Origin of the sequence: Streptomyces barringtoniae (assembly GCF_020819595.1) — a bacterium.
In the GTDB taxonomy this organism is placed as follows: Bacteria; Actinomycetota; Actinomycetes; order Streptomycetales; family Streptomycetaceae; genus Streptomyces; species Streptomyces barringtoniae.
In genome coordinates, this window is sequence record NZ_JAJHNP010000009.1 from 91,108 (window position 1) to 118,039 (window position 26,932).

Annotated in this window: 22 protein-coding genes and 2 pseudogenes; 9 read left to right on the forward strand and 15 right to left on the reverse strand. The window is 70.7% G+C overall.

The window, feature by feature from the left end; translation table 11 throughout:
* The first annotated feature begins 91 nt into the window (after positions 1–91).
* Positions 92–1,276: a pyridoxal phosphate-dependent aminotransferase gene (locus LMU33_RS17885; RefSeq protein ID WP_228621387.1), complete on the forward strand. Its 1,185-nt coding sequence runs from the start codon at positions 92–94 to the stop codon at positions 1,274–1,276.
* Positions 1,277–1,349: 73 nt separating this feature from the next.
* Here the strand turns inward: LMU33_RS17885 and LMU33_RS17890 are convergent, their stop codons facing one another.
* Both LMU33_RS17890 and LMU33_RS17895 read right to left on the reverse strand, forming a co-directional pair.
* On the reverse strand, positions 1,350–2,531 hold the full coding sequence (locus LMU33_RS17890) for a HEAT repeat domain-containing protein (protein ID WP_228621388.1): 1,182 nt from the start codon (positions 2,529–2,531) through the stop codon (positions 1,350–1,352).
* A gap of 405 nt (positions 2,532–2,936) precedes the next feature.
* A complete protein-coding gene (locus LMU33_RS17895; RefSeq protein WP_228621389.1) occupies positions 2,937–3,491 on the reverse strand; it encodes a Uma2 family endonuclease in 555 nt (184 codons plus the stop codon).
* A gap of 258 nt (positions 3,492–3,749) precedes the next feature.
* On the opposite strand from LMU33_RS17895, the pseudogene LMU33_RS17900 reads away from it, so the two are divergent.
* Positions 3,750–4,181 (forward strand): annotated as a pseudogene (locus LMU33_RS17900) (aminotransferase class I/II-fold pyridoxal phosphate-dependent enzyme); the annotation flags it as partial.
* 57 nt (positions 4,182–4,238) lie between these two features.
* On the opposite strand, the pseudogene LMU33_RS17905 reads toward LMU33_RS17900, so the two are convergent.
* A pseudogene (locus tag LMU33_RS17905) lies at positions 4,239–4,360 on the reverse strand (mycothiol transferase); the annotation flags it as partial.
* Positions 4,361–4,727: 367 nt separating this feature from the next.
* Here LMU33_RS17905 and LMU33_RS17910 point away from each other — a divergent pair.
* Complete coding sequence (locus LMU33_RS17910) at positions 4,728–5,921, forward strand: mannosyltransferase family protein (protein ID WP_372477988.1); 1,194 nt, start codon at positions 4,728–4,730, stop codon at positions 5,919–5,921.
* A gap of 7 nt (positions 5,922–5,928) precedes the next feature.
* On the opposite strand, the gene LMU33_RS17915 is transcribed toward LMU33_RS17910, so the two are convergent.
* Positions 5,929–6,459 carry a type III secretion system chaperone family protein gene (locus LMU33_RS17915; RefSeq protein ID WP_228621390.1) on the reverse strand — a complete coding sequence of 177 codons (531 nt, stop codon included), beginning with the start codon at positions 6,457–6,459 and terminating at the stop codon, positions 5,929–5,931.
* A gap of 254 nt (positions 6,460–6,713) precedes the next feature.
* Positions 6,714–9,311 (reverse strand): ATP-dependent chaperone ClpB, encoded by a 2,598-nt coding sequence (clpB, locus tag LMU33_RS17920; protein WP_228621391.1) that lies wholly within the window; start codon positions 9,309–9,311, stop codon positions 6,714–6,716.
* Positions 9,312–9,456: 145 nt separating this feature from the next.
* Between clpB and LMU33_RS17925 the strand changes: the two genes are divergently transcribed.
* A complete protein-coding gene (locus tag LMU33_RS17925; RefSeq protein WP_228621392.1) occupies positions 9,457–9,849 on the forward strand; it encodes a pyridoxamine 5'-phosphate oxidase family protein in 393 nt (130 codons plus the stop codon).
* Between the two features lie 157 nt (positions 9,850–10,006).
* Here LMU33_RS17925 and LMU33_RS17930 read toward each other — a convergent pair whose 3' ends face one another.
* Both LMU33_RS17930 and LMU33_RS17935 read right to left on the reverse strand, forming a co-directional pair.
* Complete coding sequence (locus tag LMU33_RS17930; protein ID WP_228621393.1) at positions 10,007–10,342, reverse strand: Rieske (2Fe-2S) protein; 336 nt, start codon at positions 10,340–10,342, stop codon at positions 10,007–10,009.
* Positions 10,339–10,590 carry a hypothetical protein gene (locus LMU33_RS17935; RefSeq protein WP_228621394.1) on the reverse strand — a complete coding sequence of 84 codons (252 nt, stop codon included), beginning with the start codon at positions 10,588–10,590 and terminating at the stop codon, positions 10,339–10,341. Before LMU33_RS17935 ends, LMU33_RS17930 begins: the two co-directional genes overlap by 4 nt.
* Positions 10,591–10,856: 266 nt before the next feature.
* On the opposite strand from LMU33_RS17935, the gene LMU33_RS17940 reads away from it, so the two are divergent.
* The 3 genes from LMU33_RS17940 to LMU33_RS17950 are packed head-to-tail and all read left to right on the forward strand — an operon-like array spanning position 10,857 to position 13,709.
* Positions 10,857–11,705 (forward strand): helix-turn-helix domain-containing protein, encoded by an 849-nt coding sequence (locus LMU33_RS17940; RefSeq protein ID WP_228621395.1) that lies wholly within the window; start codon positions 10,857–10,859, stop codon positions 11,703–11,705.
* 19 nt (positions 11,706–11,724) lie between these two features.
* A complete protein-coding gene (locus tag LMU33_RS17945; RefSeq protein ID WP_228621396.1) occupies positions 11,725–12,723 on the forward strand; it encodes a helix-turn-helix transcriptional regulator in 999 nt (332 codons plus the stop codon).
* Complete coding sequence (locus LMU33_RS17950) at positions 12,720–13,709, forward strand: helix-turn-helix transcriptional regulator (RefSeq protein WP_228621397.1); 990 nt, start codon at positions 12,720–12,722, stop codon at positions 13,707–13,709. Before LMU33_RS17945 ends, LMU33_RS17950 begins: the two co-directional genes overlap by 4 nt.
* On the opposite strand, the gene LMU33_RS17955 is transcribed toward LMU33_RS17950, so the two are convergent.
* From LMU33_RS17955 to LMU33_RS17985, 7 genes are all read right to left on the reverse strand, one after another.
* Entirely contained in the window at positions 13,672–14,718 is a 1,047-nt protein-coding gene (locus LMU33_RS17955; RefSeq protein WP_228621398.1) for a helix-turn-helix transcriptional regulator, read from the reverse strand. The genes LMU33_RS17950 and LMU33_RS17955 overlap by 38 nt on opposite strands.
* A 346-nt stretch (positions 14,719–15,064) precedes the next feature.
* Positions 15,065–16,168, reverse strand: coding sequence for a sugar ABC transporter substrate-binding protein (locus LMU33_RS17960; protein WP_228621399.1), 1,104 nt, complete (start codon positions 16,166–16,168; stop codon positions 15,065–15,067).
* A gap of 396 nt (positions 16,169–16,564) precedes the next feature.
* Complete coding sequence (locus tag LMU33_RS17965) at positions 16,565–17,011, reverse strand: heat shock protein transcriptional repressor HspR (RefSeq protein ID WP_228621400.1); 447 nt, start codon at positions 17,009–17,011, stop codon at positions 16,565–16,567.
* Between the two features lie 5 nt (positions 17,012–17,016).
* Positions 17,017–18,189, reverse strand: coding sequence for a molecular chaperone DnaJ (gene dnaJ / locus LMU33_RS17970; RefSeq protein WP_228621401.1), 1,173 nt, complete (start codon positions 18,187–18,189; stop codon positions 17,017–17,019).
* Positions 18,190–18,225: 36 nt separating this feature from the next.
* Positions 18,226–18,891, reverse strand: a complete 666-nt coding sequence (grpE, locus tag LMU33_RS17975) for a nucleotide exchange factor GrpE (protein ID WP_228621402.1) — start codon at positions 18,889–18,891, stop codon at positions 18,226–18,228.
* Positions 18,888–20,732 carry a molecular chaperone DnaK gene (gene dnaK / locus LMU33_RS17980; RefSeq protein ID WP_228621403.1) on the reverse strand — a complete coding sequence of 615 codons (1,845 nt, stop codon included), beginning with the start codon at positions 20,730–20,732 and terminating at the stop codon, positions 18,888–18,890. The genes grpE and dnaK overlap by 4 nt, the downstream gene beginning before the upstream one ends.
* A 94-nt stretch (positions 20,733–20,826) precedes the next feature.
* Positions 20,827–21,846: an MraY family glycosyltransferase gene (locus tag LMU33_RS17985; protein ID WP_228621404.1), complete on the reverse strand. Its 1,020-nt coding sequence runs from the start codon at positions 21,844–21,846 to the stop codon at positions 20,827–20,829.
* A gap of 190 nt (positions 21,847–22,036) precedes the next feature.
* On the opposite strand from LMU33_RS17985, the gene LMU33_RS17990 reads away from it, so the two are divergent.
* Positions 22,037–24,304: a (Fe-S)-binding protein gene (locus LMU33_RS17990; protein WP_228621405.1), complete on the forward strand. Its 2,268-nt coding sequence runs from the start codon at positions 22,037–22,039 to the stop codon at positions 24,302–24,304.
* Between the two features lie 321 nt (positions 24,305–24,625).
* A complete protein-coding gene (locus LMU33_RS17995; protein ID WP_228621406.1) occupies positions 24,626–25,363 on the forward strand; it encodes an SDR family oxidoreductase in 738 nt (245 codons plus the stop codon).
* Between the two features lie 621 nt (positions 25,364–25,984).
* Here the strand turns inward: LMU33_RS17995 and sigJ are convergent.
* Entirely contained in the window at positions 25,985–26,899 is a 915-nt protein-coding gene (sigJ, locus tag LMU33_RS18000; protein WP_228621407.1) for an RNA polymerase sigma factor SigJ, read from the reverse strand.
* Between the last annotated feature and the right edge of the window lie 33 nt (positions 26,900–26,932).

The following is a 26,932-nucleotide window of genomic DNA, read 5'->3' on the forward strand; positions in this document are numbered from 1 at the left end:
GGGCGGCCCCCGTGGACCGCGGTGACCGGCAGATGCCCGGCCGTCCCGGGGCTCAAAGCGGAGTTGAGGAAGTCCAGAGCTTGGGCGCAGGATGGCCGCCATGACCTCCAGCGCACGCCCTCACCTCAATCGCCGGCTCGCCGAGTTCGGGACGACGATCTTCGCCGAGATGTCCGCGCTCGCCCAGTCCACCGGGTCGATCAACCTGGGCCAGGGCTTCCCCGACACCGACGGGCCCGAGGAGGTCAGGGAGGCGGCCGTACGGGCGCTGCGCGACGGCCGCGGCAACCAGTACCCGCCGGGGCCGGGCATCCCGGAGCTGCGCACCGCGATCGCCGCGCACCAGCGGCGCCGCTACGGCCTGTCGTACGACCCCGGCACCGAGGTGCTGGTCACGGCGGGCGCGACGGAGGCGATCGCGGCCGCGCTGCTGGCGCTGGTGGAGCCGGGCGACGAGGTCGTGGCCCTGGAGCCGTACTACGACTCCTACGCGGCGAGCATCGCCATGGCGGGCGGCACGCGCGTGCCGGTGACTCTGCGCCCGCACGACGGCGGCTTCCGTCTCGACCTGGACGAACTGCGCGCCGCCGTCACCGGCCGCACCCGGCTGCTGCTGATCAACACCCCGCACAACCCGACCGGCACGGTCCTCACCCGCGCGGAGCTGGCCGCGATCGCCGAGCTGGCGGTCGAGCGGGACCTGCTGGTGGTCACGGACGAGGTCTACGAGCACCTGGTCTTCGACGACGCCGAGCATCTGCCGCTCGCGTCCTTCCCCGGGATGCGCGAGCGCACGGTCACGATCGGCTCGGCCGGCAAGACGTTCTCCTTCACGGGCTGGAAGGTCGGCTGGGTGACGGCCGCGCCGGAGCTGGTGACCGCGGTCCGCTCGGTGAAGCAGTTCCTGACGTACGTCTCCTCCGGCCCCTTCCAGTACGCGGTGGCGGAGGCCCTGGCTCTCCCGGACACGTACTTCGAGGCGTACCGCGCCGGCATGCTGGCCAAGCGGGACATCCTGGCGGCCGGTCTGACGGAGGCCGGTTTCGAGGTCTTCAAGCCGGCCGGCACCTACTTCATCACCACCGACATCCGCCCCCTGGGCGAGAAGGACGGCTTCGCCTTCTGCCGGGCCCTGCCGGAGCGGGCGGGCGTGGTGGCCATTCCCAACGCGGTCTTCTACGACGACCGCGATGCGGGAGCGCCGTTCGTGCGGTTCGCCTTCTGCAAGCGCGAGGAGGTCCTGCGGGAGGCGGCGGAGCGGCTGCGGCGCATGTGAGCCCTGTCCGGGGGCTGTCGCCCCCGGACTCATCGGCGCCGAAGAAGGATCATCGCTTTCGGCGCCTAGTTGATCACTTCCTTCTGAACCGCAGGGGATTGCTCACCGCCTCGCGCGCCTTGAACCGGGCCAGACGGCCGATCCTGTCATCGGCCGCCAGCTCGGTCAGCAACTGCTTGCCGGACGGATTCCCCAGCCGATCCAGGGCTTTGGCCGCATCGACCCGGTCGCCGCCCTTCCTGCCTGTGTCAGATGCCAGAACGAACAGGACATTGGCTCCGCGGGAATCACCGAGCCGGCCCAGTGCCTCAGCAGCCTGGATACGCTGCGGGTCTGCGATCCGGGGAGCCGATGCAAGGGCATGGAGGGCGGCGATCCCACGTGGGTCACCCGCCTCATCGAGCAGCTGGGCGGCACGAATCCGGGAGCCGACGTCGAATGCCGGGTCCGAGGCCAGGGTCGCAAGCGTGTCGGGACCGCGTGCATCCCCCATATCCGTCAGTGCCAGGGCGGCATCGACCCGATGCGAGTTCTCCAGTTGCCGCGACCGCGCGAGCGACTCAAGGAGATCGGCGCCGCGAGGATCACCGAGTTCGGCGAGGACGCGCGCCGCCGCGATACGGTGTCCCGCTGCCAGCGTAGAGGCGATGGCGAGCGCGCGGAGCGCATCGCCGCCGCGTGGGTCACCGAACCGCGCCAGAGCCGCAGCGGCCTCGATGCGATGAGCACCGTCGATGCCTGGGCCGGCAGCAAGCGTGTTCAACGCGTCCGCCCCCCGCGGGTCAGCGGATTCCATGAGGAAGGATGCGGCCCGAATGCGCTGGGCGGCAGGCAATCCGTCCAGGGCGGCGAGGCCGGCGAGAAGGTCGGCGCCACGGGGATCCCCGAGGCCCTGCAGCGTACGAGCCGCCTCAACCCTGTGTTCTGCGGTCAGGGTTGCGTCGGCTGCAAGCCCCGCCCACGCGTCCCGCGCCCAGGGGTCACGCAGGCGGGTGAGTTCATTCGCCGCCCCGACTCGGTACACGTCCTCCAATCGCTGCTCCACGGTCAGCGCGCACAGCACGTCCCGGCCACGCGACGGAGCGAACCGCGTCAACTCCGTGGCTGCGCGGAGCCGCTGTCCGCCTCCGAACCGATCGTCCGCCGCCTGGGCATCGAGGAGGGCCGTGCCCCGACCGTCACCGCATTCCGCCAGTGCCACCGCTGCTGTCACCCTGTTGCTGTCCGGCAGGTTCGGGTCAGTGGCCAGATGCATCGCCGATACCGAAAGTCACAATTCCGGACGCCCTACTTGCGGGTATCTCGTCGATGAGGGTAGCGACGTGGCACAGCCGGGGTTATTCGGTGTCCTTCGGGTGTCGCGGGGAAGCGTACACAAGGATCACAGTCGGCCGGCGGTTCCAGTTGGCCACGACAGCGGGTCTGCGCGAAGGGCTTCCAGGCAGCGATGCGCGTAACGCCCCACCTGTCCGAAGCAGTCCCTGCCGTGCCACGCTACCGCCGCACCACGGCCGTGGACTCTGCCGAGGACGAGCAGCCCGCTGCCTCGGGGCGGTACGTGGGCAGTCACCCCCGCCGACCACGGCCCGTCGCGCCCGCCCCGGAACGACCACGTCCGACGAGAGCCGTGCCAAGGGCACGGCCACACCGGGAGCCTTCGTCAGCGGGCGTCCGCCTCGGGCTCCGGACGCGGGAGCTCGTCGAGGTCGAGGGTGAAAGTGCGACCGTCAGCCAGCGGGATGGGGAGCTTGCCCGTGCCGTACTTGTGGGTGTGCGCCGCGATGTAACCGGTGCCGGTCGGCTGGGTGTGGAGGACGACTTCCTGGGCGTAGGGGTCCACCACCAGGTAGATCGGGATGCCGTAGCGGCCGTACTTCGCGGTGCAGTCGTCGTAGTCCTTGCGTGCGGAGGACGTCGAGACGACCTCGGAGATCAGCAGGACGTCCTCGAAGCTGTAGCGCTTGCCCGACCGGCGGGCGTCCTCACGAAGGATCGCCAGATCGGGGGCGGAATTCTCGTCAGCGGGGAAGTCGATGTAGACGTCGGAGGTGACCTTCGCGTGACGGCCGAGGGCGAGAGCGGAGTCGATCTGCATCGATCGGATGGTGCTGGAGTGCTCTTCGCTCTGCGGCGTCATGATCACCTTTCCGTCGGCCCCGAACAGGACCGTGTACCCCTCGGGGAACTCGGTGTGCACGATCGCGTCGACGCTCATGGACGGCTCCTTCCCGTGTGTGGTCAGGATACGGCGGACAGCGCCTGGCCATCGAGCCTGGCGGTACGGCTGCGAGAACGGTCGGAGCAGGTTCTGCGGTCAGCCCGGCTCCGCCGTCCAGCGGAAGAGCACCAGGGCAAGCACAGGTGTCCTCGGGCATACGTCGTGGGGCACGAGCCGCAGCCGGCTCACCAGCGTCGCTGAACGTCCCTCCGGTGGGCGTACGGCACGACGTGCGAATAGATGTACGAATGAGGAGTCGGCTGGGTGACGGCCGCGCCGGAGCTGGTGACCGCGGTCCGCTCGGTGAAGCAGTTCCTGACGTACGTCTCCTCCGGCCCCTTCCAGTACGCGGTGGCGGAGGCCCTGGCTCTCCCGGACGCGTACTTCGAGGCGTACCGCGCCGGCATGCTGGCCAAGCGGGACATCCTGGCGGCCGGTCTGACGGAGGCCGGTTTCGAGGTCTTCAAGCCGGCCGGCACCTACTTCATCACGACCGACATCCGCCCCCTGGGCGAGAAGGACGGCTTCGCCTTCTGCCGGGCCCTGCCGGAGCGGGCGGGCGTGGTGGCCATTCCCAACGCGGTCTTCTACGACGACCGCGATGCGGGAGCGCCGTTCGTGCGGTTCGCCTTCTGCAAGCGCGAGGAGGTCCTGCGGGAGGCGGCGGAGCGGCTGCGGCGCATGTGAGCCCTGTCCGGCAGGTAGGCACCGCCCGGCATGCACGAGGTCGCCGCGGGCGCGGAGTCACACCCCGACCGCGCCGTCGATCCGTTCGCGGATCAGGTCGGCGTGTCCGTTGTGACGGGCGTACTCCTCGATCATGTGGATGAGGACCCGCGCAGGGAGACCGGGCCCCGCCAGGGGTCGTGGTCCTCGATGCCGCGAGGACGGGGACACGGAACGCAGGGCCGACTCCGGCCCCAGTCCGGAGCACTTCGGCGGTCGGGAATCTTCATGCCCACATCATGTGCAGCGGGTGACCGCCCCCGGAACCCGCGCCGGATGCCGGAATTGGGCGCGGACCGGCACGGCCGGGGCCGGTGAACGGGGCGGGCGGAGCGGCGGTGGCAGGCGCCTCGCCGCCGAAGCCCCGAAGCCCCGAGCCTCCGTGCACAGGGTCCCGCGCCCCGCCCCCCTTCGGGACTCCCGACGTACTCGACACAGGTGAACCCACCCCGCACTCGGCCGTCACCTGCTCGCATCCGCGGCCCCGCCCTTGCAGGGTGCTCAGATGTGACCCACGCCAGTACCACCCTCGCCACGCCCGTAGCCGCGCCCGCGCCGGCGCCACGCGCACGGACCGGGCCGTCACTCGTGCGAGCGAGCGGGGTCGCCGTGGGCCTCTTCCTCGGCGTCCGGCTCACCGGGGTGGCCGTGCTCGCCCTCGTCGCGCATGTCGCCGGCCGGCACCCGGTGACCCTGCTCGCCCGGTCCTGGGACTCGGTCTGGTACCTGGGCATCGCCGCGCACGGCTACGGTCACGACCTGCCCTCCTCCGACCCGTACCCGCACAGCGACCTGGCGTTCTTCCCGCTGTATCCGGCGCTGCTGCGGGCGGTGACCGCGCTGGCGCCCGTCGGCGGTGGCGCCGCCGGGCTGCTGATCTCGTGGACCGCGGCCGCGCTGGCCGCCGCCGGGATCCATGCGGTCGGCTCCCGGCTGCACGGGCGGGCCACCGGTATGGCGCTGGTGCTGCTGTGGGGGCTGCTGCCGCACGCGGTGGTGCTGTCGATGGCGTACACCGAGCCGGTGCTGTCCGCGTTCGCGGCCTGGGCGCTGTACGCGCTGCTGGCCGGGAACTGGCTGTGGGCGGGCGCGCTCGCGGCGCTCGCGGGGCTGGCCCGGCCGAACGGGCTCGCGGTGGCCGCCGCGGTGCTGGCCGCGGCCGCGGCCGAGGTGTGGCGGCGGCGCGGAAAGGTTTCCCACAGGCTGTGGACGGGCGCGGCGCTCGCCCCGCTGGGCTGGACGGCGTACGTGCTGTGGGTCGGGCGGCGGAAGGGGGATCTGCTCGGCGGCTATTTCGAGGTGCAGCGGCTGTGGGGGTCGACGTTCGACTTCGGGTACGGCTCGCTGCAGTTCCTGCGCGAGGTGCTGCTGCACGGCAGCCGGTTCGTGTTCCCGATGGCGCTGGTCCTGGTCGCGGCGGCGACGGTGCTGTACGCGCTGCTGCTCCTGGACCGCGCCCCGCTGCCGCTGCTCGTCCACAGCGGGGTGCTGCTGCTGATCGCGCTCGGCGGGTCGGGCTTCTTCGAGTCCAAGCCGCGGTTCCTGCTGCCGGCGTTCCCGCTGCTGCTGCCGCTGGCGCAGGGGCTGGCACGCACGGCGAAAGCCCGGCCCTGGCACGCGACCGTGCTGGTCGCGACCCTGGCCGGGCTCAGCTATGTCTACGGCGCGTACCTGGTGGTGTACGCGCAGGCACCGCTGTAGAGCGGGGTTACTCGTCCTCGCCCTCGGGCTTGTCCGCCTCGTTGACCTCCTGCTCCAGGCCGAGCTGCTCGACGAGCCACCGGTCGAACTCGATCGCAGCCCGCACCCAGCTGACGGTCGAGGAGACGAAGTGGTTGATGTCGACGCCCGTGCCGATCAGCATCTGGGCCTCGCCGATCAGACGGACGGTGCCGTCGTCGTGGGTGTGGGTGTACACCTTGGGCCACAGGGTGCGGCGGTTCCAGTCGTCGACGGACTCCAGCAGCTGCGGCTTCTCGTCGATCTTGTGGGGGCGGTCGTAGAACGTCCGCACCGAGAAGACCGCCTGCTCGGCCTCTCCCCGGAACATGAAGTACGTGCGGAACTGCTCCCACGGAGCGGCGAGGTCACCCTCCTCGTCGACGACGTACTTCAGCTCCATCTGGTCGAGGAGCTGCTTCACAAGATCCTGATCCGGGACGACGGGGCCCGCCGGTCCTTGGGGCTGCGGTTCGGGCTGGCCCCCGAAGTTCGGAATCGAGGACGGGTCGATGCTCACCGTGAATTTCCCTTCATGCGGATTCCGCCATCCTCCCCCATGCGGGGAGGGGGGTGGCAAGCCCTGGCGGATCCTGTCAGCCTTTGGCCGACAGGATCCGGCTGGTCGGGTGGCCGGCCGGTGGACGGGTGAGGGCCGGCATGGCGGGGCGGGCGCCGGAAAAGCGGGCTCCGGTCGTGGTGACCGCGGCGCATTTCCCGTACGAGGGCCCGGTCCGGACCCCCGTACGGTTCCCGGCGTTCACCGTGTGGGCGTCACAGCGTCTTCCCGGTCGCCGGCCCCACCAGCAGGCCCTCGCCGAAGCGGTCGACGCGGACCGTGTCGCCGTCCTTGATCTCGCCGGCGAGGATCTCCTTGGCGAGGCGGTCGCCGATGGCGGTCTGGACCAGGCGGCGCAGCGGGCGGGCGCCGTAGGCCGGGTCCAGGCCCTCCTCCGCGAGCCAGGCCAGCGCCTGCGGGGTGACCTGAAGGGTCAGGCGCCGCTCGGCCAGCCGCTTGCCGAGGCGGTCGATCTGGAGCTGGGCGATCCGCTCCAGCTCGGGCTTGGTCAGTGCCGAGAAGACCACCAGGTCGTCGAGCCGGTTGAGGAACTCCGGCTTGAACGACGCCCGGACGGCCTCCAGGACCTGCTCCTTCTTCTCCACCTCGGACGTCAGCGGGTCGACCAGGAACTGGCTGCCCAGGTTGGAGGTGAGCACCAGGATGGTGTTGCGGAAGTCGACCGTGCGGCCCTGGCCGTCCGTCAGGCGGCCGTCGTCCAGCACCTGGAGCAGGATGTCGAAGACCTCGGGGTGGGCCTTCTCCACCTCGTCCAGCAGGACGACGGAGTAGGGGCGCCGGCGGATCGCCTCCGTGAGCTGGCCGCCCTCCTCGTAGCCGACGTACCCGGGAGGCGCGCCGACCAGCCGGGCCACGCTGTGCTTCTCGCCGTACTCCGACATGTCGATGCGGACCATGGCCCGCTCGTCGTCGAAGAGGAAGTCCGCCAGGGCCTTCGCCAGCTCGGTCTTGCCGACGCCGGTCGGGCCGAGGAAGAGGAAGGAGCCGGTGGGGCGGTCGGGGTCGGCGATGCCCGCGCGGGAGCGTCGTACGGCGTCCGACACGGCCCGTACGGCCTCGCTCTGGCCGATGAGCCGCTTGCCCAGCTCGTCCTCCATGCGCAGCAGCTTCTGCGTCTCGCCCTCCAGCAGGCGGCCGGCCGGGATGCCGGTCCAGGCGGCGACGACGTCGGCGATGTCGTCGGAGCCGACCTCCTCCTTGACCATGGTGTCCTTGGCGGCCTCCTCCTCGGCCTGGGAGGCGGCCTCCAACTCCTTCTCCAGCTGCGGGATCTCGCCGTAGAGCAGCTTGGCGGCGGTGTCGAAGTCGCCGTCGCGCTGGGCGCGTTCGGCCTGGCCGCGCAGGTCGTCCAGGCGCTCCTTGAGCTCACCGACCCGGTTGAGGGACTGCTTCTCCTTCTCCCAGCGGGCGGTGAGGTGCCGCAGTTCCTCCTCCTTGTCGGCGAGGTCGCGGCGCAGCTTGTCCAGGCGGGCGACGGAGGCCGGGTCGGTCTCCTTGGCGATCGCCAGTTCCTCCATCTTCAGCCGGTCGACGGCGCGCTGGAGTTCGTCGATCTCGACGGGGGACGAGTCGATCTCCATGCGCAGCCGGGAGGCGGACTCGTCGACGAGGTCGATGGCCTTGTCGGGCAGGAAGCGGGAGGTGATGTAACGGTCGGAGAGGGTGGCCGCCGCGACCAGCGCGCTGTCGGCGATCTGGACCTTGTGGTGGGCCTCGTACCGGCCCTTGAGGCCGCGGAGGATCGCGATCGTGTCCTCCACCGTCGGCTCGGCGACCAGCACCTGCTGGAAGCGGCGCTCCAGCGCGGGGTCCTTCTCGATCCGCTCCCGGTACTCGTCCAGGGTGGTGGCGCCGACCATGCGCAGCTCGCCGCGGGCCAGCATGGGCTTGAGCATGTTGCCCGCGTCCATGGCGGAGTCGCCGCCGGCGCCGGCGCCGACGACGGTGTGCAGCTCGTCGATGAAGGTGATGATCTGGCCGTCGCTCTCCTTGATCTCGGACAGCACGGCCTTCAGCCGCTCCTCGAACTCGCCGCGGTACTTGGCGCCGGCCACCATCGCGCCCAGGTCGAGGGCGACCAGCCGCTTGTCCTTCAGCGACGAGGGCACGTCACCCTTGACGATCCGCTGGGCGAGCCCCTCGACCACGGCGGTCTTGCCGACACCCGGCTCACCGATGAGGACGGGGTTGTTCTTCGTACGGCGGCTCAGCACCTGGACGACCCGCCGGATCTCCTGGTCCCGGCCGATGACCGGGTCGAGCCGGCCCTCCCGGGCGGCGGCGGTGAAGTCCGTGCCGAACTTCTCCAGGGCCTTGTACTGGCCCTCGGGGTCGGCGGTGGTCACGCGGCGTCCTCCCCTGGCCTTCTTGAAGGCCTCCAGCAGCTTCTTGGCGTCGGCGCCCTGCGCCTGGAGCAGTTCGGCGACGCGGCCGCCCTTGGCGGCGATGCCGATGAGCAGGTGCTCGGTCGACAGGTACTCGTCACCGAGGTCCTTGGCGCGTTCATCGGCGTCGGCCAGCACGGCCAGCAGCTCGCGGTTCGGCTGCGGGGGCGCGACCGTGGATCCGGTCACGCTGGGCAGCGCGGCCAGGATCTTCTCGGCGCCCGCGCGCACGGCGGCCTGGTCGGCCTCGACGGCCGCGAGCAGGTCGGTGATGTTCTCGTTGTCCTGCCCCTGGAGCAGAGCCAGCAGCAGGTGAGCAGGGGTGAGGTCCGGGTGCCCCTCGGTCACGGCCCGGTTGCCGGCCGCGTTGATCGCGTCCCGGCTCCTGTTGGTCAGCTCGGCGTCCACGTTGTCCGTTCTCCTCCTCGGCCGCACTCTCCACTGCTGACTTAGACAGCGTACACAAAGTTGAGTCTATTCCGCTCAAGGTAGAAGGGAAGCCTTGCGGGGACCAGGCCGCGGGGACCCGTTCGCCGGGGACTAGGTTGCGGTCATGGCGAAGCACTCCGAGCAGTACCTGCAGTTCTGGCGAGAACGTCACCTGTGCACCCTGACGACACTCCGGCCCGACGGCAGCCCGCACATGGTGCCGGTGGGGGTGACGTACGACGCGGAGGCCGGGCTGGCGCGGGTGATCACCGGCAGGTCGAGCGCGAAGGTCCGCAACGTCCTGGCGGCCGGGCCCGAGGGTGCCCGGGTCGCGGTGTGCCAGGTGGACGGCCGGCGCTGGGCCACGCTGGAGGGGCGGGCGAGGGTGCGCACGGAACCGGAACGGGTCGCGGAGGCGGTACGGCGCTACGCCGAACGCTACGAGCGGACACCGAGGCCGAATCCGGCGCGCGTGGTGATCGAGATCGCGGTCGAGCGGACCCTGGGGAACGACTGAGACGACCGAAAACTTTCAGCCACCCTGGCGGCGGTCCCATACCGCCACATGCCATGGAATATCCCCAGAAACTGCAGCGGCGTCACCGTGTTCAGGTCACGGTGACGCCGCTGCGGGGGGAAGCACCTGAGCGATCTTTTACGACGGGGGAATCGCGTCAGGCACTGCGGGGGGTGGCTGAAATGGTCCTGAGGTTCTGGTCCGTCGGCTCGGCGAGCCGGTGGTCCCGCTGGTCAAGGTTCACAAAGATCATTCCGTACCGGACGGCACACCGCACCGGCTGGGGCGCACCGCGCGGCTTGCGCAGGCACCGGTACGCCCGCACGTCCTCGTCCTCGTCCCGCGTCACGACGACCGGCTCACCGAACACGGTCACCATCAGCGAGTCACCGCTGTGGGGGATGGCGGTGACCAGGTCGATGAAGTGCCAGCCGGAGCGGTAGGCCGTGGCCATTTCGCGACGGAAGGACCGGTCGTCGGGTGGGGTGGTCATGACCGCACAGCCCAACTGCTGTCGGCGGGGGCGACCCACGAGCTGTCGGCAGGAGCAAGCCACGAGCTGTCGCCCGGGGCGGCGGACGCCGCGATCACCCAACTGCTGTCGCCGGGCGCGGCCTTGACCAGCCAGCTGCTGTCCTGTGCGGCATCGCTCTTCGCGCCCGCATGACCGGTCATCACTCCGAAGGCCAGCACGGCGGAGAAGGCGGCGACAAGCGCCGAGCGAAGCATTCTCTTATGCATAGTCGGCTTCGTCCTCATTTGAAGGTCACCTCTCCCCCGTCCGAATACGACGATGGCCCATTCCGGCACGTCATGGCCACACAATCGATGCATCATGTTCCTGCACGTTCAGGACCCTGGGGGGTGGAGATTTGGCGATAAATGAGACTAAGCGGACACATCCCCACGGGCTGACCGACCTGTGCGAGGACGGGCGCCGCCTGTACGGCAACGCTCTCCGGACGGGACGCCTAGCCCGTGCGGAGGTGGAACCCGCGCCGTGTTTGATGGAGTTCGCCCTCCTTCATCCCGACCCCGACGACCCGAACTGGCTACGCCCGGTCCCCCCATCCATTGCCCTGGCCCAGCGGCTCAACCCCATCGAGCAGGAGATCAGCCAGCGCAGGCGGCACTCCGTCGAACTGGCCGACGCCTTCGAGCCGTTCATGAGCATCAGTGCCCAGCCCACGGCGACCACGCACTCCATCACCGTGCTGGAGGGCCTCGACCGGATCAACGCGGCACTGGATCTGGCCACCTCCCAGTGCCAGACCGAGATGCTCACCGTCCAGCCGAGCCGCCGCCGCCTGGAGCACACCCTCACCAAGGCACTGGAGCGCGACCGGCCGATGATCGAGCGCGGCTGCCGCATCCGCACCCTCTACCAGCACCCGGCCCGCTACAGCCCGGAGACGCTCGCGTACGTGGCCCAGTTCACCGACGGCAAGGTGGAGTACCGGACCATCGACGAACTCGTCGAGCGACTGATCATCTGCGACGAGACCGTGGCCTTCATCCCGACGCGCGACGACGGGGAGATCGCCCTGGAACTCCGGCATCCGGGGCTCGTCCGCTACCTGGTCAAGGTCTTCGAGTTCATGTGGGCCCGCGCCGTCCCGCTGAGCGCCGGCGCCCCCTACGAGACCGCCCCCGACGGCATCACCGAGATCCAGCACTCCATCGCCAAGCTGCTGGTCGAGGGACACGTGGACGAGGCCATCGCCCGGCGCCTGGGCATGAACGTCCGCACCTGCCGGGCCCACATCGCCAAGCTCGCGACGGCACTGGGCAGCGGCAGCCGGGCCCAGCTGGGCTTTCTCATAGCGCAGTCGGGGATCCTGGACCAGGACCTCTGAGTCCGGGAGGGAGGGCACGATGGCCCGGGCCACACATGTGGCACACGGCGCGCAGGAGATGTGCGCCGAGGCAGCGGCGCTGTACGCACGCGCGCTGCGCGACGGCCACCTGCGCGCCGGGGACGCCGAGGAGGCGCCCTGCCTGGTCGGTCTCGGCCTGCTGCGGCCGTCGGCCGGGGCGCCGGACAGACCGGAGCCCCTCGCGCCCGCCGTCGCCCTGCACCGGTTGCTGCGCGCCTCGGAGGACCGCATCGCCGACGAACGGCGGCGCGAGGCCCGGCTGGCCGAGCTGTTCGAACCCCTGCTGCGGATCGACGGCCGGCGCACCGGGACCGACGACCCGCCGGCGGTCACCGTCCTCACCGGATTCCCCGGCATCGGCCGGGCCATCGCCCGGGCCATGGCCGACAGCCACGGCGAACTGCTCGCCGTCCAGCCGCACGTGAGTCACACCCGGACGCCTGCCGAGGCGCGTGCCGAGGTACTCGCCCGCTGCCAGGACTTCCTCGACCGCGGCGGCCGTATCCGCACCCTCTACCAGCACACCCTCCGGCACGCCCCCTCGGTCGCCGCCCGCTACGAGCAGCTGAGAGGCGCCGCCGGGGCCCGCACCCTGGACGAGATCACCGACCGCCTCCTCGTCGTGGACCGCACGGTGGCCTGCATCCCGGCGGACTCCGGCCGCACCCTCGCCCTGGAGATCCGCCATCCCGCCCTCGTCGAGTTCCTCGCCACCGCCTTCGACCGCCTCTGGCGCCTGGCCACCCCCATGTACCCCGAAGCCGCCCAGCCCCCCACCCTGAACGGCGTCACGCCCCGCCGGCGCGCCATCGCCGCCCTCCTGATCGAAGGCCACACCGACGCCGACATGGCGGAGAGGCTCGGCATGAACATCCGCACCGCCCGCCTGCACATCGCCGAACTCGCCGCCACCCTCGGCAGCGACAGCCGGGCCCAGCTGGGCTATCTCATCGGGCGCTCCGGGATCCTCGACGAGCAGGGGGAGGCGGGCCGGTGACGCACCGGGAACACGGGGTCGAGGAGTTGTGCGCCGCCGGGGAGGAGGTGTACGAGCGGGCCCTGCGGGAGGGCCGGATACCCGTCGGCGAGGCCGCCGAGGTGCCCTGTCTCACCGACTTCGGGCTGCTCCACCCGGCCCTGGACGACGTCGGCCTGCTCGAACCGGTCGCGCCCGCCGCGGCACTGCACCGGCTGCTGCGCGCCTCCGCGGCCCGGGTCGCCGAGGAACGGCGGCGCGAGGACCGGCTGGTGGAGCGGTTCGGGCAGCTCCTGCGGATCGGCGTACGGCAGACGCCCGGCACCGGCACCGGGCCGGCGATGCTGCGGCTGCTCAGCGGCACCGAGCAGATCAACCGGGCCATCACCGACGCGATGGTCGACGCCACCGAGGAGTCCCTGACCATCCAGCCGCACTCCGGCCTCACCGGGGCGCGCGGCGAGGCGGCCCGCGACGCCGCCTTCCTGCGCGACCAGGCCCTGCTGGACCGCGGCGGCCGCATCCGCGTCCTCTACCAGCACACCCTGCGCCATGTGCCGCTCGTGTACGGCCCGCTGGAGCACTTCCGGCACGGCGACACCGAGGCCCGCAGCCTGGACGAGGTGCCGGACCGGCTCATCGTCATCGACCGCAAGATCGCCTTCCTCCCGGCCAACGAGGACGGCACCCTCGCCCTGGAGGTCCGCCACCCGGCCCTGATCAAGTACTTCGTCACCACCTTCGACCGGCTCTGGCGGCTGGCCACGCCGATGTTCCCGAAGGCGGTGCAGCCGCCGTCGGTGAACGGCGTCACGCCCCGCCAGCGCGCCATCGCCGCCCTGCTGGTCGAGGGACACACCGACGCCGTCATCGCCGACCGCCTGGGCATGAACATCCGCACCGCCCGCCTGCACATCGCCAAACTCGCCGCCACCCTCGGCAGCGACAGCCGGGCCCAGCTGGGCTATCTCATCGCACGCTCGGGGATTCTTGATCAGGAACCGTGAGCGCGCCGGCCGGCAGGCCGGGCCCGCGGTGGCCGTCCAGGCCGACCTGGGCGATCCGGACGCCCAGCTGGGTACGGCTGGCCGCGCCGAGGGTCTCCGACAGCCGGGCGATGTGGGCGCGGCACGTGCGCACGCTGATGCCGAGCCGCTCGGCGATCACCGCGTCCTGGTGGCCCTCGGCGAGCAGCGCGGCGATGGACTGCTCGCGGTGCGAGATGCCCTCGATGCCGGTGTCGGGGAGGGGGGCCGTCAGCGGGATGGCGAGGCGCCAGAGCCGCTCGAAGACCGTCACCAGGTATTCGACCAGAGCCGGGTGACGCAGTTCCAGGGCCATCGTGCGGTCGGCGTTGGCGGGGATGAAGGCCACCGTGCGGTCGAAGAGGATCAGCCGGTCGATCACCTCGTCCAGGGTGCGGGCCTCCACCGTGCCGCCCATCAGCTCCAGGTAGTTCAGCAGGCCCTGGCCGTGCCGGGCCACATGCGTGTACAGGTCGCGCATGCGCACGCCCCGGCCGCGCAGGGCCAGCGCCCGGTGCAGCCCCTCGGTCAGCTCGGCCTCCCGGCGGATGCCGCCGGGCTGCACGGTGAGCACCTCGGTCGTGCACGCCTCGGTCGCCTCGTCCATCGCGGCCTGGATCCGGGAGAGCCCGTCCAGCACCCGGATCGCACTGCCTTCGGCCGGTGCGGCCAGTGCGCCCAGCTGACGGCCGAGTCCGGCGTACCACTCGAAGGCGGCCACCGCCGAGCCCACCCGCCGCTGGCTCTCGCTGACCTCGTCGTAGACCCCGCGCAGCAGCCTGGTCATGACCTCCTGCGGGGAGGTCGGCACCAACCAGTCCATGTCGTCGGGGTCCGGGTGCAGCAGGGCCAGTTCCAGCAGGCAGGGCACCGCCTCGGCATCAGTGCGCGACACGCGCCCCCGGCGTACGGCCCGGGAATAGATCCGGTCGCCGGCCGCGCACAGTCGGTCGGCACCGTGTGGATGTTCCTCCGCCCCGCGCCCGGCCATCGCCCATTTCACCCCCGGTGTGCTGCCACTTCCGCAGCGCAACTATGCGCGGCGCCGACCGGGTCCGCAACACGGCTCACCACAACGGGGCTGCCGTTAAACGGTGTTATGTCCGAGTATCGGGCAGGCTCCGCCCCTCGCATTGCAACAAGCTGATGGTGGTGGCCCGGACGGCGTCACGGCATCGTTGGTCCCACTTCCCCCGGGTGCCACACCGGCAAACCCGAGGGATCCCGTCCGGGCTCGCGCCCCGCGCCCACGGGGGTGGCGCGGGGCGGGCGCGCTCCGCCGGGAAGCCACATGCCGGCCACAGCCCCGCGCCCCTTCGGGCGCGGGGATTCGTGCCCTACTTCAGGTTGAGCGCCGCGCACGCCGTCCTGTACTTGGGCGTGCAGATGTCGGCCACGGTGTAGATGCCGTCCGCGACGACCGTGGACTTGATGTTGCTCTTGGTCAGGGCGACCGGCTGGATCAGCTTGGCCGGGATGCTCTTGGTGGTGGGGCTGTCGACCTTGTCCTGGGTGAGCGCGTCGAACTGGATGTCCTTGCCCTGGACCTTGGCGACGGCCATCTGCGCGGCGGCCTCGGCCTCGTCCGGGTAGGCCTTGTAGACGCTCATGTACTGCTCACCGGCCACGATGCGCTGGACGGCGTCGAGTTCCGCGTCCTGGCCGGTGACCGGCGGCAGGCTCGTGACGCCGGCGGCCTTCAGGGCCTTGATGACGCCGCCGGCCATGCCGTCGTTGGCGGCGTAGACGCCGGCGATGTTGCTCTTGCCGATCGCGCTGATGGCCCTGGCCATCTCGGTCTCGGCCAGCTCCGGCTTCCAGTCCGTGGTGTCGTACGTCGCCGCGATCGTCGCATGACCGGTCAGCTCGGAGAGCGCGCCCTGCTTGAACTGCTTGGCGTTCGGGTCGGTGGGCGAGCCGTTCACCATGACGATCTTGTGGGAGCTGTCGGCCGAGCCGAGGGCCTCCAGCAGGGTGCGGCCCTGCACCTCGCCGACGAGCTCGTTGTCGAAGGAGACGTAGGCGTCGATCGGGCCCTCGGCGAGACGGTCGTAGGCGATGACCGGAATACCCGCGTCCTTGGCCTTCGTCACCTCGGGGGCGATGGCGTGCGAGTCGACCGCGTCGATCATGATGATGTCGACCTTCTCGTCGATCATCTTCTGCATCTGCGAGGCCTGCTGGGAGGCGTTCGCGTCGGCGTTTTCGTACTCGACCTTGCCCTGCTTGCCGGTGAGTTCGGCCACCTTGTTCTTGATGATGGGGTAGTCGAACTTGTCGTAACGGGTGTTCGCCTTCTCCGGCAGCAGCAGGCCCACGGTGATGTCGTTGCCCTTGCTCGGGCTCGCGCTCGCGCCGTCCCCCGTTGCTCCCAACACGCCACAACCGGCGAGCGAGAGGGTCATCGTGGATGTGGCCACGGATATGGCGATACGACGCATTCGAGGGCTCACTTCAGGTGCGTTCCGGACGTAGGGCTGCTATACGACCCAGGTGTCTGAAAAGACAACGCGGAGGCCCCACCCGGCGTCAAGCGGAATCACTTAACGAGTCCGCAACACCACGCTCGGCTGACCCTGTGAAGGAGGAGCGGAATCGCCTCCAAACACTCTTTACGGACCCTCCATTCAAAGGGAGTTCATGGGTCGGCAAAGATCGGTGCAACCAGCCGGGTTCTCCGCGAGTCGTGATCACCGGCAGTGGTGCGCCGCTTCCCCGACTCGACCAGACGACCGAACGAACCCAGCCAGGCGCCGAGCGGCTCCTGACAAGCCGAAGGGGCTCGCGGAAGACCGCGGGCCCCTTCACCGTGTTCGCTCGGTCCTGCTCGGTCCTGCTCAGTCCTGCTGCCGCTTCGGCCGCCACACCACCAGCGCGCTGGTCTGCTGGACCTCCTGGTACGGGACCAGGTCGCGGCGGTAGGAGGCGTGGACGGCGGCCTCGCGCTGCTGCATCGCGGCCGCCGCGCCGTCCAGGGCCGCCTCCAGCTCCGCGACGCGGGACTGCAGGGCGGCGACCTGGTTCTCCAGTTCGATGATGCGCTTGATGCCGGCCAGGTTGATGCCCTCGTCCTGCGACAACTGCTGCACCTGGCGGAGCAGTTCGATGTCGCGGGCCGAGTAGCGGCGGCCCCGTCCCGCGGTGCGGTCGGGGGAGACCAGGCCCAGGCGGTCGTACTGGCGCAGCGTCTGCGGGTGGAGTCCGGAGAGCTGGGCCGCCACCGAGATGACGTAGACCGGGGTCTCCTCGGTCAGTTCATACGGGTTACGTCGACGGCCGTCCATCTCTCTCAGTCTCCCTTCGCGGCCTCGAACAGCTCCGCCCGCGGATCCTCGCCCGCGGTCGCCTCGCGGTACGCCTCGAGCGCGTCACGAGCCTTCCCCGACACGTCCTTGGGCACACGCACCTCGACGGTGACCAACAGGTCGCCGCGGGTGCCGTCCTTGCGGACCGCGCCCTTGCCCCGGGCGCGCATGGTGCGGCCGTTGGGCGTGCCGGGCGGCAGTTTGAGGGTGACGGGCGGACCGCCCAGGGTGGGGACCCGCACCTCGCCGCCCAGCGCGGCCTCGGCGAAGGTCACCGGGACGGTCACCGTGAGGTTGTCGCCCTTGCGCCCGAACACCGGGTGCTCGCCGACGTGTACGACGACGTAGAGGTCGCCCGCCGGTCCGCCCCGCTCGCCGGGCGCGCCCTTGCCGCGCAGCCGGATGCGCTGGCCGTCGGTCACCCCGGCCGGGATGCGGACCTGCATGGTGCGCGAGGACTTGGCGCGTCCGCTGCCCTTGCACTCCATGCAGGGGTGCTCGGCGATCAGGCCGCGGCCCTTGCAGTCGGGGCAGGGGTCGGTGAGCGAGAAGCCGCCGCCGGAGCCCCGGGCGACCTGCCCGGTACCGACGCAGGTCGGGCACACGCGCGGTGTGCCGTTCTTGTCGCCGGTGCCCGAGCAGGCCTTGCAGGGCGCCTGGGAGGACATCCGCAGGGGCACCGTGGCGCCCTCGATGGCCTCCGTGAAGCTCAGCGTGACCTCGGACTCGATGTCCTGGCCGCGCCGGGGCTGGGTCCGCGTGCCGGCGGTGCCGCCCCGGTTGAACAGGCCCCCGAAGACGTCACCGAGTCCGCCCCCGAAGCCTCCGCCCTGGGTGGTGGTCCCGCCGCCTCCGAAGAGGTCGCCCAGGTCGAAGTTGAAGGAGCCGCCGGCGCCCGGCCCGGGGCGGAAGCCGCCGTTGCCGAACAGGGCGCGAGCCTCGTCGTACTCCTTGCGCTTCTTGGGGTCGCCGAGGACGTCGTTCGCCTCGGAGATCTCCTTGAAGCGCTCCTCGGCCTTGGCGTTGCCCTTGTTGGCGTCCGGGTGGAACTCGCGGGCGAGCTTCCGGTACGCCTTCTTGATCTCGGCCTCGGTGGCGTCCTTGGGGACGCCGAGGACCTTGTAGTAGTCCTTCTCGATGAAGTCCTTGGTGCTCATCCCCGACGTCCCTCCTTCCCCTCAGTGGTCTTCACGTCAGCCCTCGTCCGGGCCACCGTTCTCCTTGTCGTCGGCCTGCTTCGCCTCGGTGGTGTCCTCGGCGCCCTCGGCCTTGACGGTCTGCGCGCCGGGCTGCGGCTCGGCGACGGCCACCCGCGCGGGGCGGATGGTGCGCTCGCCGATGCGATACCCGGGCTGCAGGATCGCCACGCAGGTCGTCTCCGTGACGTCCGGCGCGTAACTGTGCATCAGGGCCTCGTGGATGGTCGGGTCGAAGGGCTCGCCCTCCTTGCCGAACTGCTGCAGGCCCATCTTGGCCGCGACGGTCTCCAGCGACTCGGCCACCGACTTGAAGCCGCCGACCAGTTCGCCGTGTTCCCGCGCGCGGCCGATGTCGTCGAGCACGGGCAGGAGCTCGGTCAGGAGGTTCGCGATGGCGATCTCCTTGACCGTGATCCGGTCCCGCTCGACCCGGCGGCGGTAGTTCTGGTACTCGGCCTGGAGCCGCTGGAGGTCCGCCGTGCGCTCGTGCAGCGCGGTGCGCACCTGGTCCAGCTGGGCGACCAGACCGGCACTTTCGTTTCCGTCCCCGGCCGGGGCCGCCCCCTCCTGGGAGGAGGCGGCCTTCGGCTCGGCGTCGTCGGAGGTGGCGCCGGAGGGGACGTCGGGCTTCTCCTCGAAGCCCGGGGTCTCCTCCGTCACGCGGCACCGTCCTTGCGCTCGTCGTCCACGATCTCGGCGTCCACGACGTCGTCGTCGGCGGCCTTGGCGCCACCGGCGGCGGCACCCTCCGGGCCGGCCTGTGCGGCCTGGGCGTCGGCGTACATGGCCTGGCCCAGCTTCTGGGAGACGGCCGCGACCTTCTCGGTGGCGGTGCGGATCTCGGCGGTGTCCTCGCCCTTGAGCTTCTCCTTCAGCTCGGCGACGGCCTCCTCGACCTCGGTCTTGATCTCGCCCGGGACCTTGTCCTCGTTGTCCTTGAGGAACTTCTCGGTCTGGTAGACGAGCTGCTCGCCCTGGTTGCGGGTCTCGGCGGCCTCGCGGCGGCGGTGGTCCTCCTCCGCGTACTGCTCGGCCTCCTGGCGCATCCGGTCGACCTCGTCCTTCGGCAGCGAGGAGCCGCCGGTGACGGTCATCTTCTGCTCCTTGCCGGTGCCGAGGTCCTTCGCCGTGACGTGCATGATGCCGTTGGCGTCGATGTCGAAGGAGACCTCGATCTGCGGGACGCCGCGCGGCGCCGGCGGGAGACCGGTCAGCTCGAACATGCCGAGCTTCTTGTTGTACGCCGCGATCTCGCGCTCGCCCTGGTAGACCTGGATCTGCACCGACGGCTGGTTGTCCTCGGCCGTGGTGAAGATCTCGGAGCGCTTGGTCGGGATCGTGGTGTTGCGCTCGATCAGCTTGGTCATGATGCCGCCCTTGGTCTCGATACCGAGGGACAGCGGGGTGACGTCGAGCAGCAGGACGTCCTTGACCTCGCCCTTGAGGACACCGGCCTGGAGCGAGGCGCCGATGGCGACGACCTCGTCCGGGTTCACGCCCTTGTTGGCCTCCTTGCCGCCGGTCAGCTCCTTGACGAGCTCGGCGACGGCGGGCATACGGGTGGAGCCACCGACGAGGACGACGTGGTCGATCTCGTTGATGGAGATGCCGGCGTCCTTGATGACGTTGTGGAACGGCGTCTTGCAGCGCTCCAGCAGGTCGGCCGTCAGCTGCTGGAACTGAGCCCGGGTGAGCTTCTCGTCCAGGTGCAGCGGGCCCTCGGCGGACGCCGTGATGTACGGCAGGTTGATCGAGGTCTCGGTGGAGGAGGACAGCTCGATCTTGGCCTTCTCGGCGGCCTCGCGCAGACGCTGCAGGGCCATCTTGTCCTTGCCGAGGTCCACGCCGTGGCCGGCCGCGAACTGCTTGACCAGGTAGTCGACGACGCGCTGGTCCCAGTCGTCACCACCGAGGTGGTTGTCACCGTTGGTGGCCTTCACCTCGACGACACCGTCGCCGATCTCCAGCAGCGAGACGTCGAAGGTACCGCCACCGAGGTCGAAGACGAGGATCGTCTGGTCGTCCTTGTCGAGGCCGTAGGCCAGCGCGGCCGCGGTCGGCTCGTTGACGATGCGCAGGACGTTCAGACCGGCGATCTCACCGGCCTCCTTGGTCGCCTGACGCTCGGAGTCGTTGAAGTACGCCGGGACGGTGATGACCGCGTCGGTCACCTTCTCGCCCAGGTAGGCCTCGGCGTCCCGCTTCAGCTTCTGCAGGATGAACGCGGAGATCTGCTGCGGGTTGAAGTCCTTGCCGTCGAGCTGGATCTTCCAGTCGGTGCCCATGTGGCGCTTCACCGAGCGGATGGTCCGGTCCACGTTCGTGACCGCCTGACGCTTGGCGACCTCGCCGACGAGCACCTCACCGTTCTTGGCGAAGGCGACGACGGACGGCGTGGTCCTGGCACCCTCGGCGTTGGTGATGACGGTGGGCTCGCCGCCCTCCAGAACGCTGACGACGGAGTTAGTCGTGCCCAGGTCGATGCCGACCGCACGTGCCATGGTTGATTCCTCCAGCTGACTTGAGTGGAACGGACTCAAGTGTGCACGACGGCCCGCCCCGGGTCAACAGACCTGAGTCGGCCGGACTCAAGTCTTATCCGTTCCTTACACGCAATGGGCCGCTGACCTGCGTCGATGGCGCCCGCCGGGGTTGCTGGACAGGGATGCGAAGGACGACACCGACGATCAACAGCACCCCTCCGGCCACCCACAGCACGGCCCCCTCGCCGGTCCATCCGGTGTGCACGAGCACCCCGACGAGCACCGAGGAGAAGGTGCCGGCCCCCAGGAGCACGACGGATCCCTGCGGGGTGAGACCGAGCGGGCGCAGCCGGTGCACGAGATGGTCGGGGCCGCGCCGCAGCAGCGGACGCCCGGCCAGCCGCCGGGCGAGGACCACGAGGACGGCGTCGGCGACGGCCACCGCACTGAGACAGAACATCACCGCCACGCTCGGCACGAGCCCGTACCCCGCGCGCGTGAAGACGAGGGACGACGACAGCAGGAACCCGGTGAACAGCGAGCCGCAGGCGCCGAGCCCGATCCGCGCGGGATGCCAGTTGTGCATCAGGAAGCCGGTCAGGGCGGCGGCGAGGACGCTCAGCAGGACCGCGAGCCCGTCCATCAGTTCGGCGGCCGCGCAGGCCCCCGCCCCGAACGCGGTGACGACCCCGACGGTCCCCGCGAGCCCGTCCGCGTGATCCAGCCCCTTGAAGGCGAGGGAGGCGACGACGATCCACCCCACGGCGAGGATCCCGCCCAGCACGCCCGTCTCCTGGTACGGCACCACGCAGGCCGCCGCCACGGCCGTACCGGCGACGAGCACGCGCGCGCGGATCCGCCAGACGTCGCCGACCAGGCCCAGCGCGGCGACCGAGGCGGCGGCGACCAGCAGCCGGTCGACCCCTTCCCCGAGCGGCGCGATCGCGGTGCGCTGCCCCACCCAGGCGACGAGACAGGTGACCACCACCACGGCGAGCCCGCCGAGCAGCGGCAGCCGCCGCTGACGGCGCCGGTCGACGATGCCCGCCCGCAGCGCGGGCACCCTGAGCAGCGCCGAGAGCAAGGCGGCGAGGAGCAGGGCGGCGGTGGCGGCGGCGATCCCGTAGAGCACGGCTCTAAGGTAGGGGCGAAAGGGGCGATTAGGTATGAATAACACGATCCGATGACCCTGGGATGACGCTCATCACCCCGCGCCCGGCTGCAACCCGCAGGAAGATGGGGGTAGTCTCAGACGGACTACATAAGTTACCGCTTAGTAATAATTCCCTCGAAGAACCCCTCGCAGGCCCGAGGAGCCCCACATGCAACTCGCCGCGATCATCGTGTCGCTGGTACTCGCCGTGGTCGGCGTCGCGTTGTTCAGCCGCGCCATCGCGCAGATCTACCGGTTCGTCCGGCTCGGGCAGGACGTCCCGGCGGGTACCCGGACCAACGACTGGACCGCCCGCACCGCCACGGTGATCCGGGAGTTCCTCGGCCACACCCGGATGAACCGGTGGGGCGTCGTCGGCGTCGCGCACTGGTTCGTCGCCGTCGGCTTCTTCTCGCTCGTGCTGACGCTGGTGAACGCCTTCGGCCAGCTCTTCCAGGCCGACTGGACGCTGCCGGTCATCGGGCACTGGCTGCCGTACGAGCTGTTCGTCGAGTTCATCGGCACGATGACCACGCTCGGCATCCTCACCCTGATCGTCATCCGCCAGCTGAGCCACCCGCGCAACCCGGGGCGGAAGTCCCGCTTCGCGGGCTCCAACTTCGGCCAGGCCTACTTCGTCGAGTCCGTCATCCTGGTCATCGGCCTCGCGATCATGACCCTGCGCGGCCTGGAGGGTGCCCTCGCCGACGTGCACGGCTACGAGGCCGCGTACTTCGCCTCGTACCCCCTGGTGCTCGCGTTCAAGGGCCTGAGCGTCTCCACGCTGCAGAACCTGGTCTACCTCACCGCCATGATCAAGATCGGGACGTCCTTCGTATGGATGATCACGGTCTCGCTGATGACGGACATGGGTGTGGCCTGGCACCGCTTCCTCGCCTTCCCGAACATCTGGTTCAAGCGCAACGCGGACGGCGAGACCTCCCTCGGCGCCCTGCTGCCGATGACCTCCGGCGGCAAGCCGATCAACTTCGAGGACCCCGGCGAGGACGACGTCTTCGGCGTCTCCCAGGTCGAGCAGTTCTCCTGGAAGGGCCTGCTGGACTTCTCCACCTGCACCGAGTGCGGCCGCTGCCAGTCGCAGTGCCCCGCCTGGAACACCGGCAAGCCGCTCTCCCCGAAGCTGCTGATCATGTCCCTGCGGGACCACGCCCACGCCAAGGCGCCGTACCTGCTGGCCGGCGGCGGCAAGACCGTGGAGGGCGAGGAGAAGGCCTCCGAGGAGCAGCTGAAGGACGTCCCCGCCGCCGCGCTCGCCGAGGCCGAGCGCCCGCTGATCGGCACCGCCGAGGAGAACGGCGTCATCGACCCGGACGTGCTGTGGTCCTGCACCACCTGCGGCGCCTGCGTCGAGCAGTGCCCCGTGGACATCGAGCACGTCGACCACATCGTCGACATGCGCCGCTACCAGGTCATGATCGAGAGCGCCTTCCCCTCCGAGGCGGGCACGATGCTCAAGAACCTGGAGAAGAAGGGCAACCCCTGGGGCCTGGCGAAGAAGCAGCGCCTGGAGTGGACCAAGGAGGTCGACTTCGAGGTCCCGGTCGTCGGCAAGGACATCGAGGACCTCACCGAGGTCGAGTACCTGTACTGGGTCGGCTGCGCCGGCGCCCTGGAGGACCGCGCCAAGAAGACCACCAAGGCCTTCGCCGAGCTGCTGCACATCGCGGGCGTCAAGTTCGCGATCATGGGCGGCGACGAGAAGTGCACCGGTGACTCCGCCCGCCGCCTGGGCAACGAGCCCCTGTTCCAGGAGCTCGGCATGGAGAACGTGGCCGCGCTGAACATGGCGTTCGGCGAGGACGACGAGGACGAGTCGACCAAGAAGCCGAAGTCGGCGAAGAAGATCGTCGCCACCTGCCCGCACTGCCTCAACACGATCGGCAACGAGTACCCGCAGCTCGGCGGCGACTACGAGGTCATCCACCACACCCAGCTGCTGCAGCACCTGGTGGACGAGGGCAAGCTGATCCCGGTCACCCCGGTCGAGGGCATCATCACCTACCACGACCCGTGCTACCTGGGCCGCCACAACAAGATCTACACGCCCCCGCGCGAGATCATCGGCAAGGTCCCCGGCCTGCGCAACGAGGAGATGCACCGCCACAAGGAGCGCGGCTTCTGCTGCGGCGCCGGCGGCGCCCGGATGTGGATGGAGGAGCGGATCGGCAAGCGCATCAACAACGAGCGCGTCGATGAAGCTCTGTCGTTGAACCCGGACATCGTCTCCACGGCCTGCCCGTTCTGCCTGGTCATGCTGACCGACTCGGTCAACGGCAAGAAGAACGAGGGCAAGGCCAAGGAGTCCATCCAGGTCGTGGACGTGGCCCAGCTGCTGCTCGACTCGGTGAGGACCCCGGTCGACCCGGCCGGCGAGACGGAGAGCGAGACCGAGCCGGAGCCCGAGCCGGTGAAGTGACGGCGGCTGTCCCCGTCGTACGGCGCCCCCTGCCCCGCACAGGCAGGGGGCGCCGTCATGTCCTCACCGGTTCGGACAGGCCCGTACGGCCGGCACCCGGGGGTGCGTCTCCTCGGAGACGGTGAGGCCGGGCTTGCCGAAGATGCTCGCCGGGCGGCGACGGCACGGTTGATCGCGGGGGCGCACCGACACCCGGACGCCCCGCCCGGCTGTCACAGATCCGGCCGCTGCCCTGTCCTGCTGGTGTGCGTGCTCACGCACCGGGTCCGGCGGAAGGCGCCGGCACCCGCCGGAAGGTCCGGTCAGCGAACGGAGACAGTAATGCAGATCGTGGTTGTCGGCGGTACGGGGCTCATCGGCTCACAGGTGGTCGCACGCTTGCGCGAGGGCGGTCACGAGGCCGTACCGGCCGCTCCCTCCACAGGGGTGAACGCCCTCACCGGCGAGGGTCTGGCGGACGCGCTCAAGGGCGCGGACGTGGTCGTGGACGTCTCGAACTCCCCGTCCTTCGACACCGAGCCCGCGCTGGACTTCTTCACCCGCTCGGCGCGGAACCTGTTCGCGGCCGAGAAGGAGGCGGGCGTGCGCCACCACGTCACGCTGTCCATCGTCGGCGTCGACCAGGTACCCGACTACGGCTACTACCGGGCCAAGGTCGCCCAGGAGGAGGCCGTGCGCAACAGCGGCGTGCCCTACAGCATCGTGCGCGCCACGCAGTTCTTCGAGTTCATCGCTCCGGTGATGGACATGTGCACCGAGGGCACGGAGGTGCACCTGCCGTCCCTGCGGCTGCGTCCCATGGCCTCCGCCGACGTCGCCGCCGCCGTCGCGGAGGCGGCGCAGGGCGAGCCGTCGAACGGCGTGCGCAACATCGCGGGCCCCGAGATCCAGCGGCTCGACCGGTTCGGCGAGATCACCCTGGCGGCGAAGCCGGACGGCCGTACCGTCGTCACCGACGAGACCGCCGGACCGTTCGCGGGCATGCCCGACGTACTCGTGGGCGACGCCACCGCGCACCTCGCCGCCACCCGGTACGAGGACTGGCTCGCGCGGAACTAGCCGACGGCCCACCGCCGCGGGTGCGCCAGGGGCGACCGAGTGTCTGCGGCGTCGCGCGTCCGTTACGGCCCCCGGTCGGCCGGGGCGCCGCCCTTGCGCCGCGGGCGGCCCACGGACCTGCGGCGTCGCCGCCAGCCGACCGCCCTGCGGCGGCTGGGCGTGCGCCACGGGCGGCCCGTGGGCCTGCGGGCGGACCGCTCGCAGACCCACAGCTCATCGCCCGTCACGGCCGACCGAAGGGGCCCGCGGCATCACCCGTCCGCTACGACCCCCGATCGGCCGGAGCGCCGCCCTTGTGTCGCCGGCGGCCAACGGACCCGCGGCGTCGCCGCCAGCCGACCACCCTGCGGTGACGGACGTCCGTCAGGGGTGGCCCGTGGGTCTGCGGGCGGACCGCTCGCAGGCCCGCAGCTCATCGCCCGTCACGGCCGACCGAAGAGGCCGCCCGCGGCATCACCCGTCCGCTACGACCCCCGATCGGCCGGAGCGCCGCCCGTGCACCGCCGGCGACCGACGGACCCGCGGCGGCTGGGCGTGCGTCACGCGTGGCCCGTGGGTCTGCGGCCGGGGCGCCGCCCTTGCGCCGCGGCCAGCCGAACGCCCTGCGATGGCGGACGTGCCTCACGCGTGGCCCGTGGGTCTGCGGGCGGACCGCTCGTAGGCGCGTAGCTTGTCGGGGGCCAGGATCCAGTACAGCCCGTCGATGCCGTCCGGGCCGGCCGTGACGCCGACCAGGGCGACGGTGACCCCGTCCTGCGTGAGACGTAGGCCGGGACGGCCGTTGGCCTCGACGACGCCGTACTCGGCGCCGGGGAAGAACTTCCGGGTGAAGGCGCTGATCCTGGCCACGCGCCCGGCCCCCACCACCGCCAGCCGGGCCACACCGCGCATGCCGTTGCCGTCCGCGTAGGCGACGGCGTCGGCCGACAGCACTCTCTCCAGGGCGGCCACGTCACCGTGCCGCGCGGCGGCGACGAAGGCCTCGACCAGCCGTCGGTGCTGTGCCGCCGCCACCGGCTCGCGGCGCTCGGCGGACAGGCGCTTGCGAGCCCGGCTGATGATCTGCCGCGCGTTGGCCTGGCTCAGCTCCAGCATGCCCGCGATCTCGCCGTACGAGTACGCGAACGCCTCGCGCAGCACGTAGGCCGCCCGCTCGACCGGGTTCAGCTTCTGCAGGACCACCAGCACGGCCAGCTCCAGCGCCTCACCACACTCCGCGCCGACCTGCGGATCGACGCTGGTGTCCACGGGCTCGGGCAGCCACGGTCCCACGTAGGCCTCACGGCGGACCCGCGCCGACTGGGCCACGTTGACGGCCAGCCGGGTAGCGACCGTCGCGAGGAACGCCCCGGGGTCCAGCACCGCGCCCCGGTCGGCGCCCTGCCAGCGCACCCACACCTCCTGGACGACGTCCTCGGCCTCCGCGACGCTGCCCAGGATGCGGTAGGCGACCCCGAACAGCCGCGGCCGCAGCCGCTGGAACACCTCCGCCGCCTCCTCCAGCGCGGCTTCGGTGTGCTGCTGTCGCTCGTCCATGGTGCCGGCGCCTTTCGGGGATGGTCAGCGGGC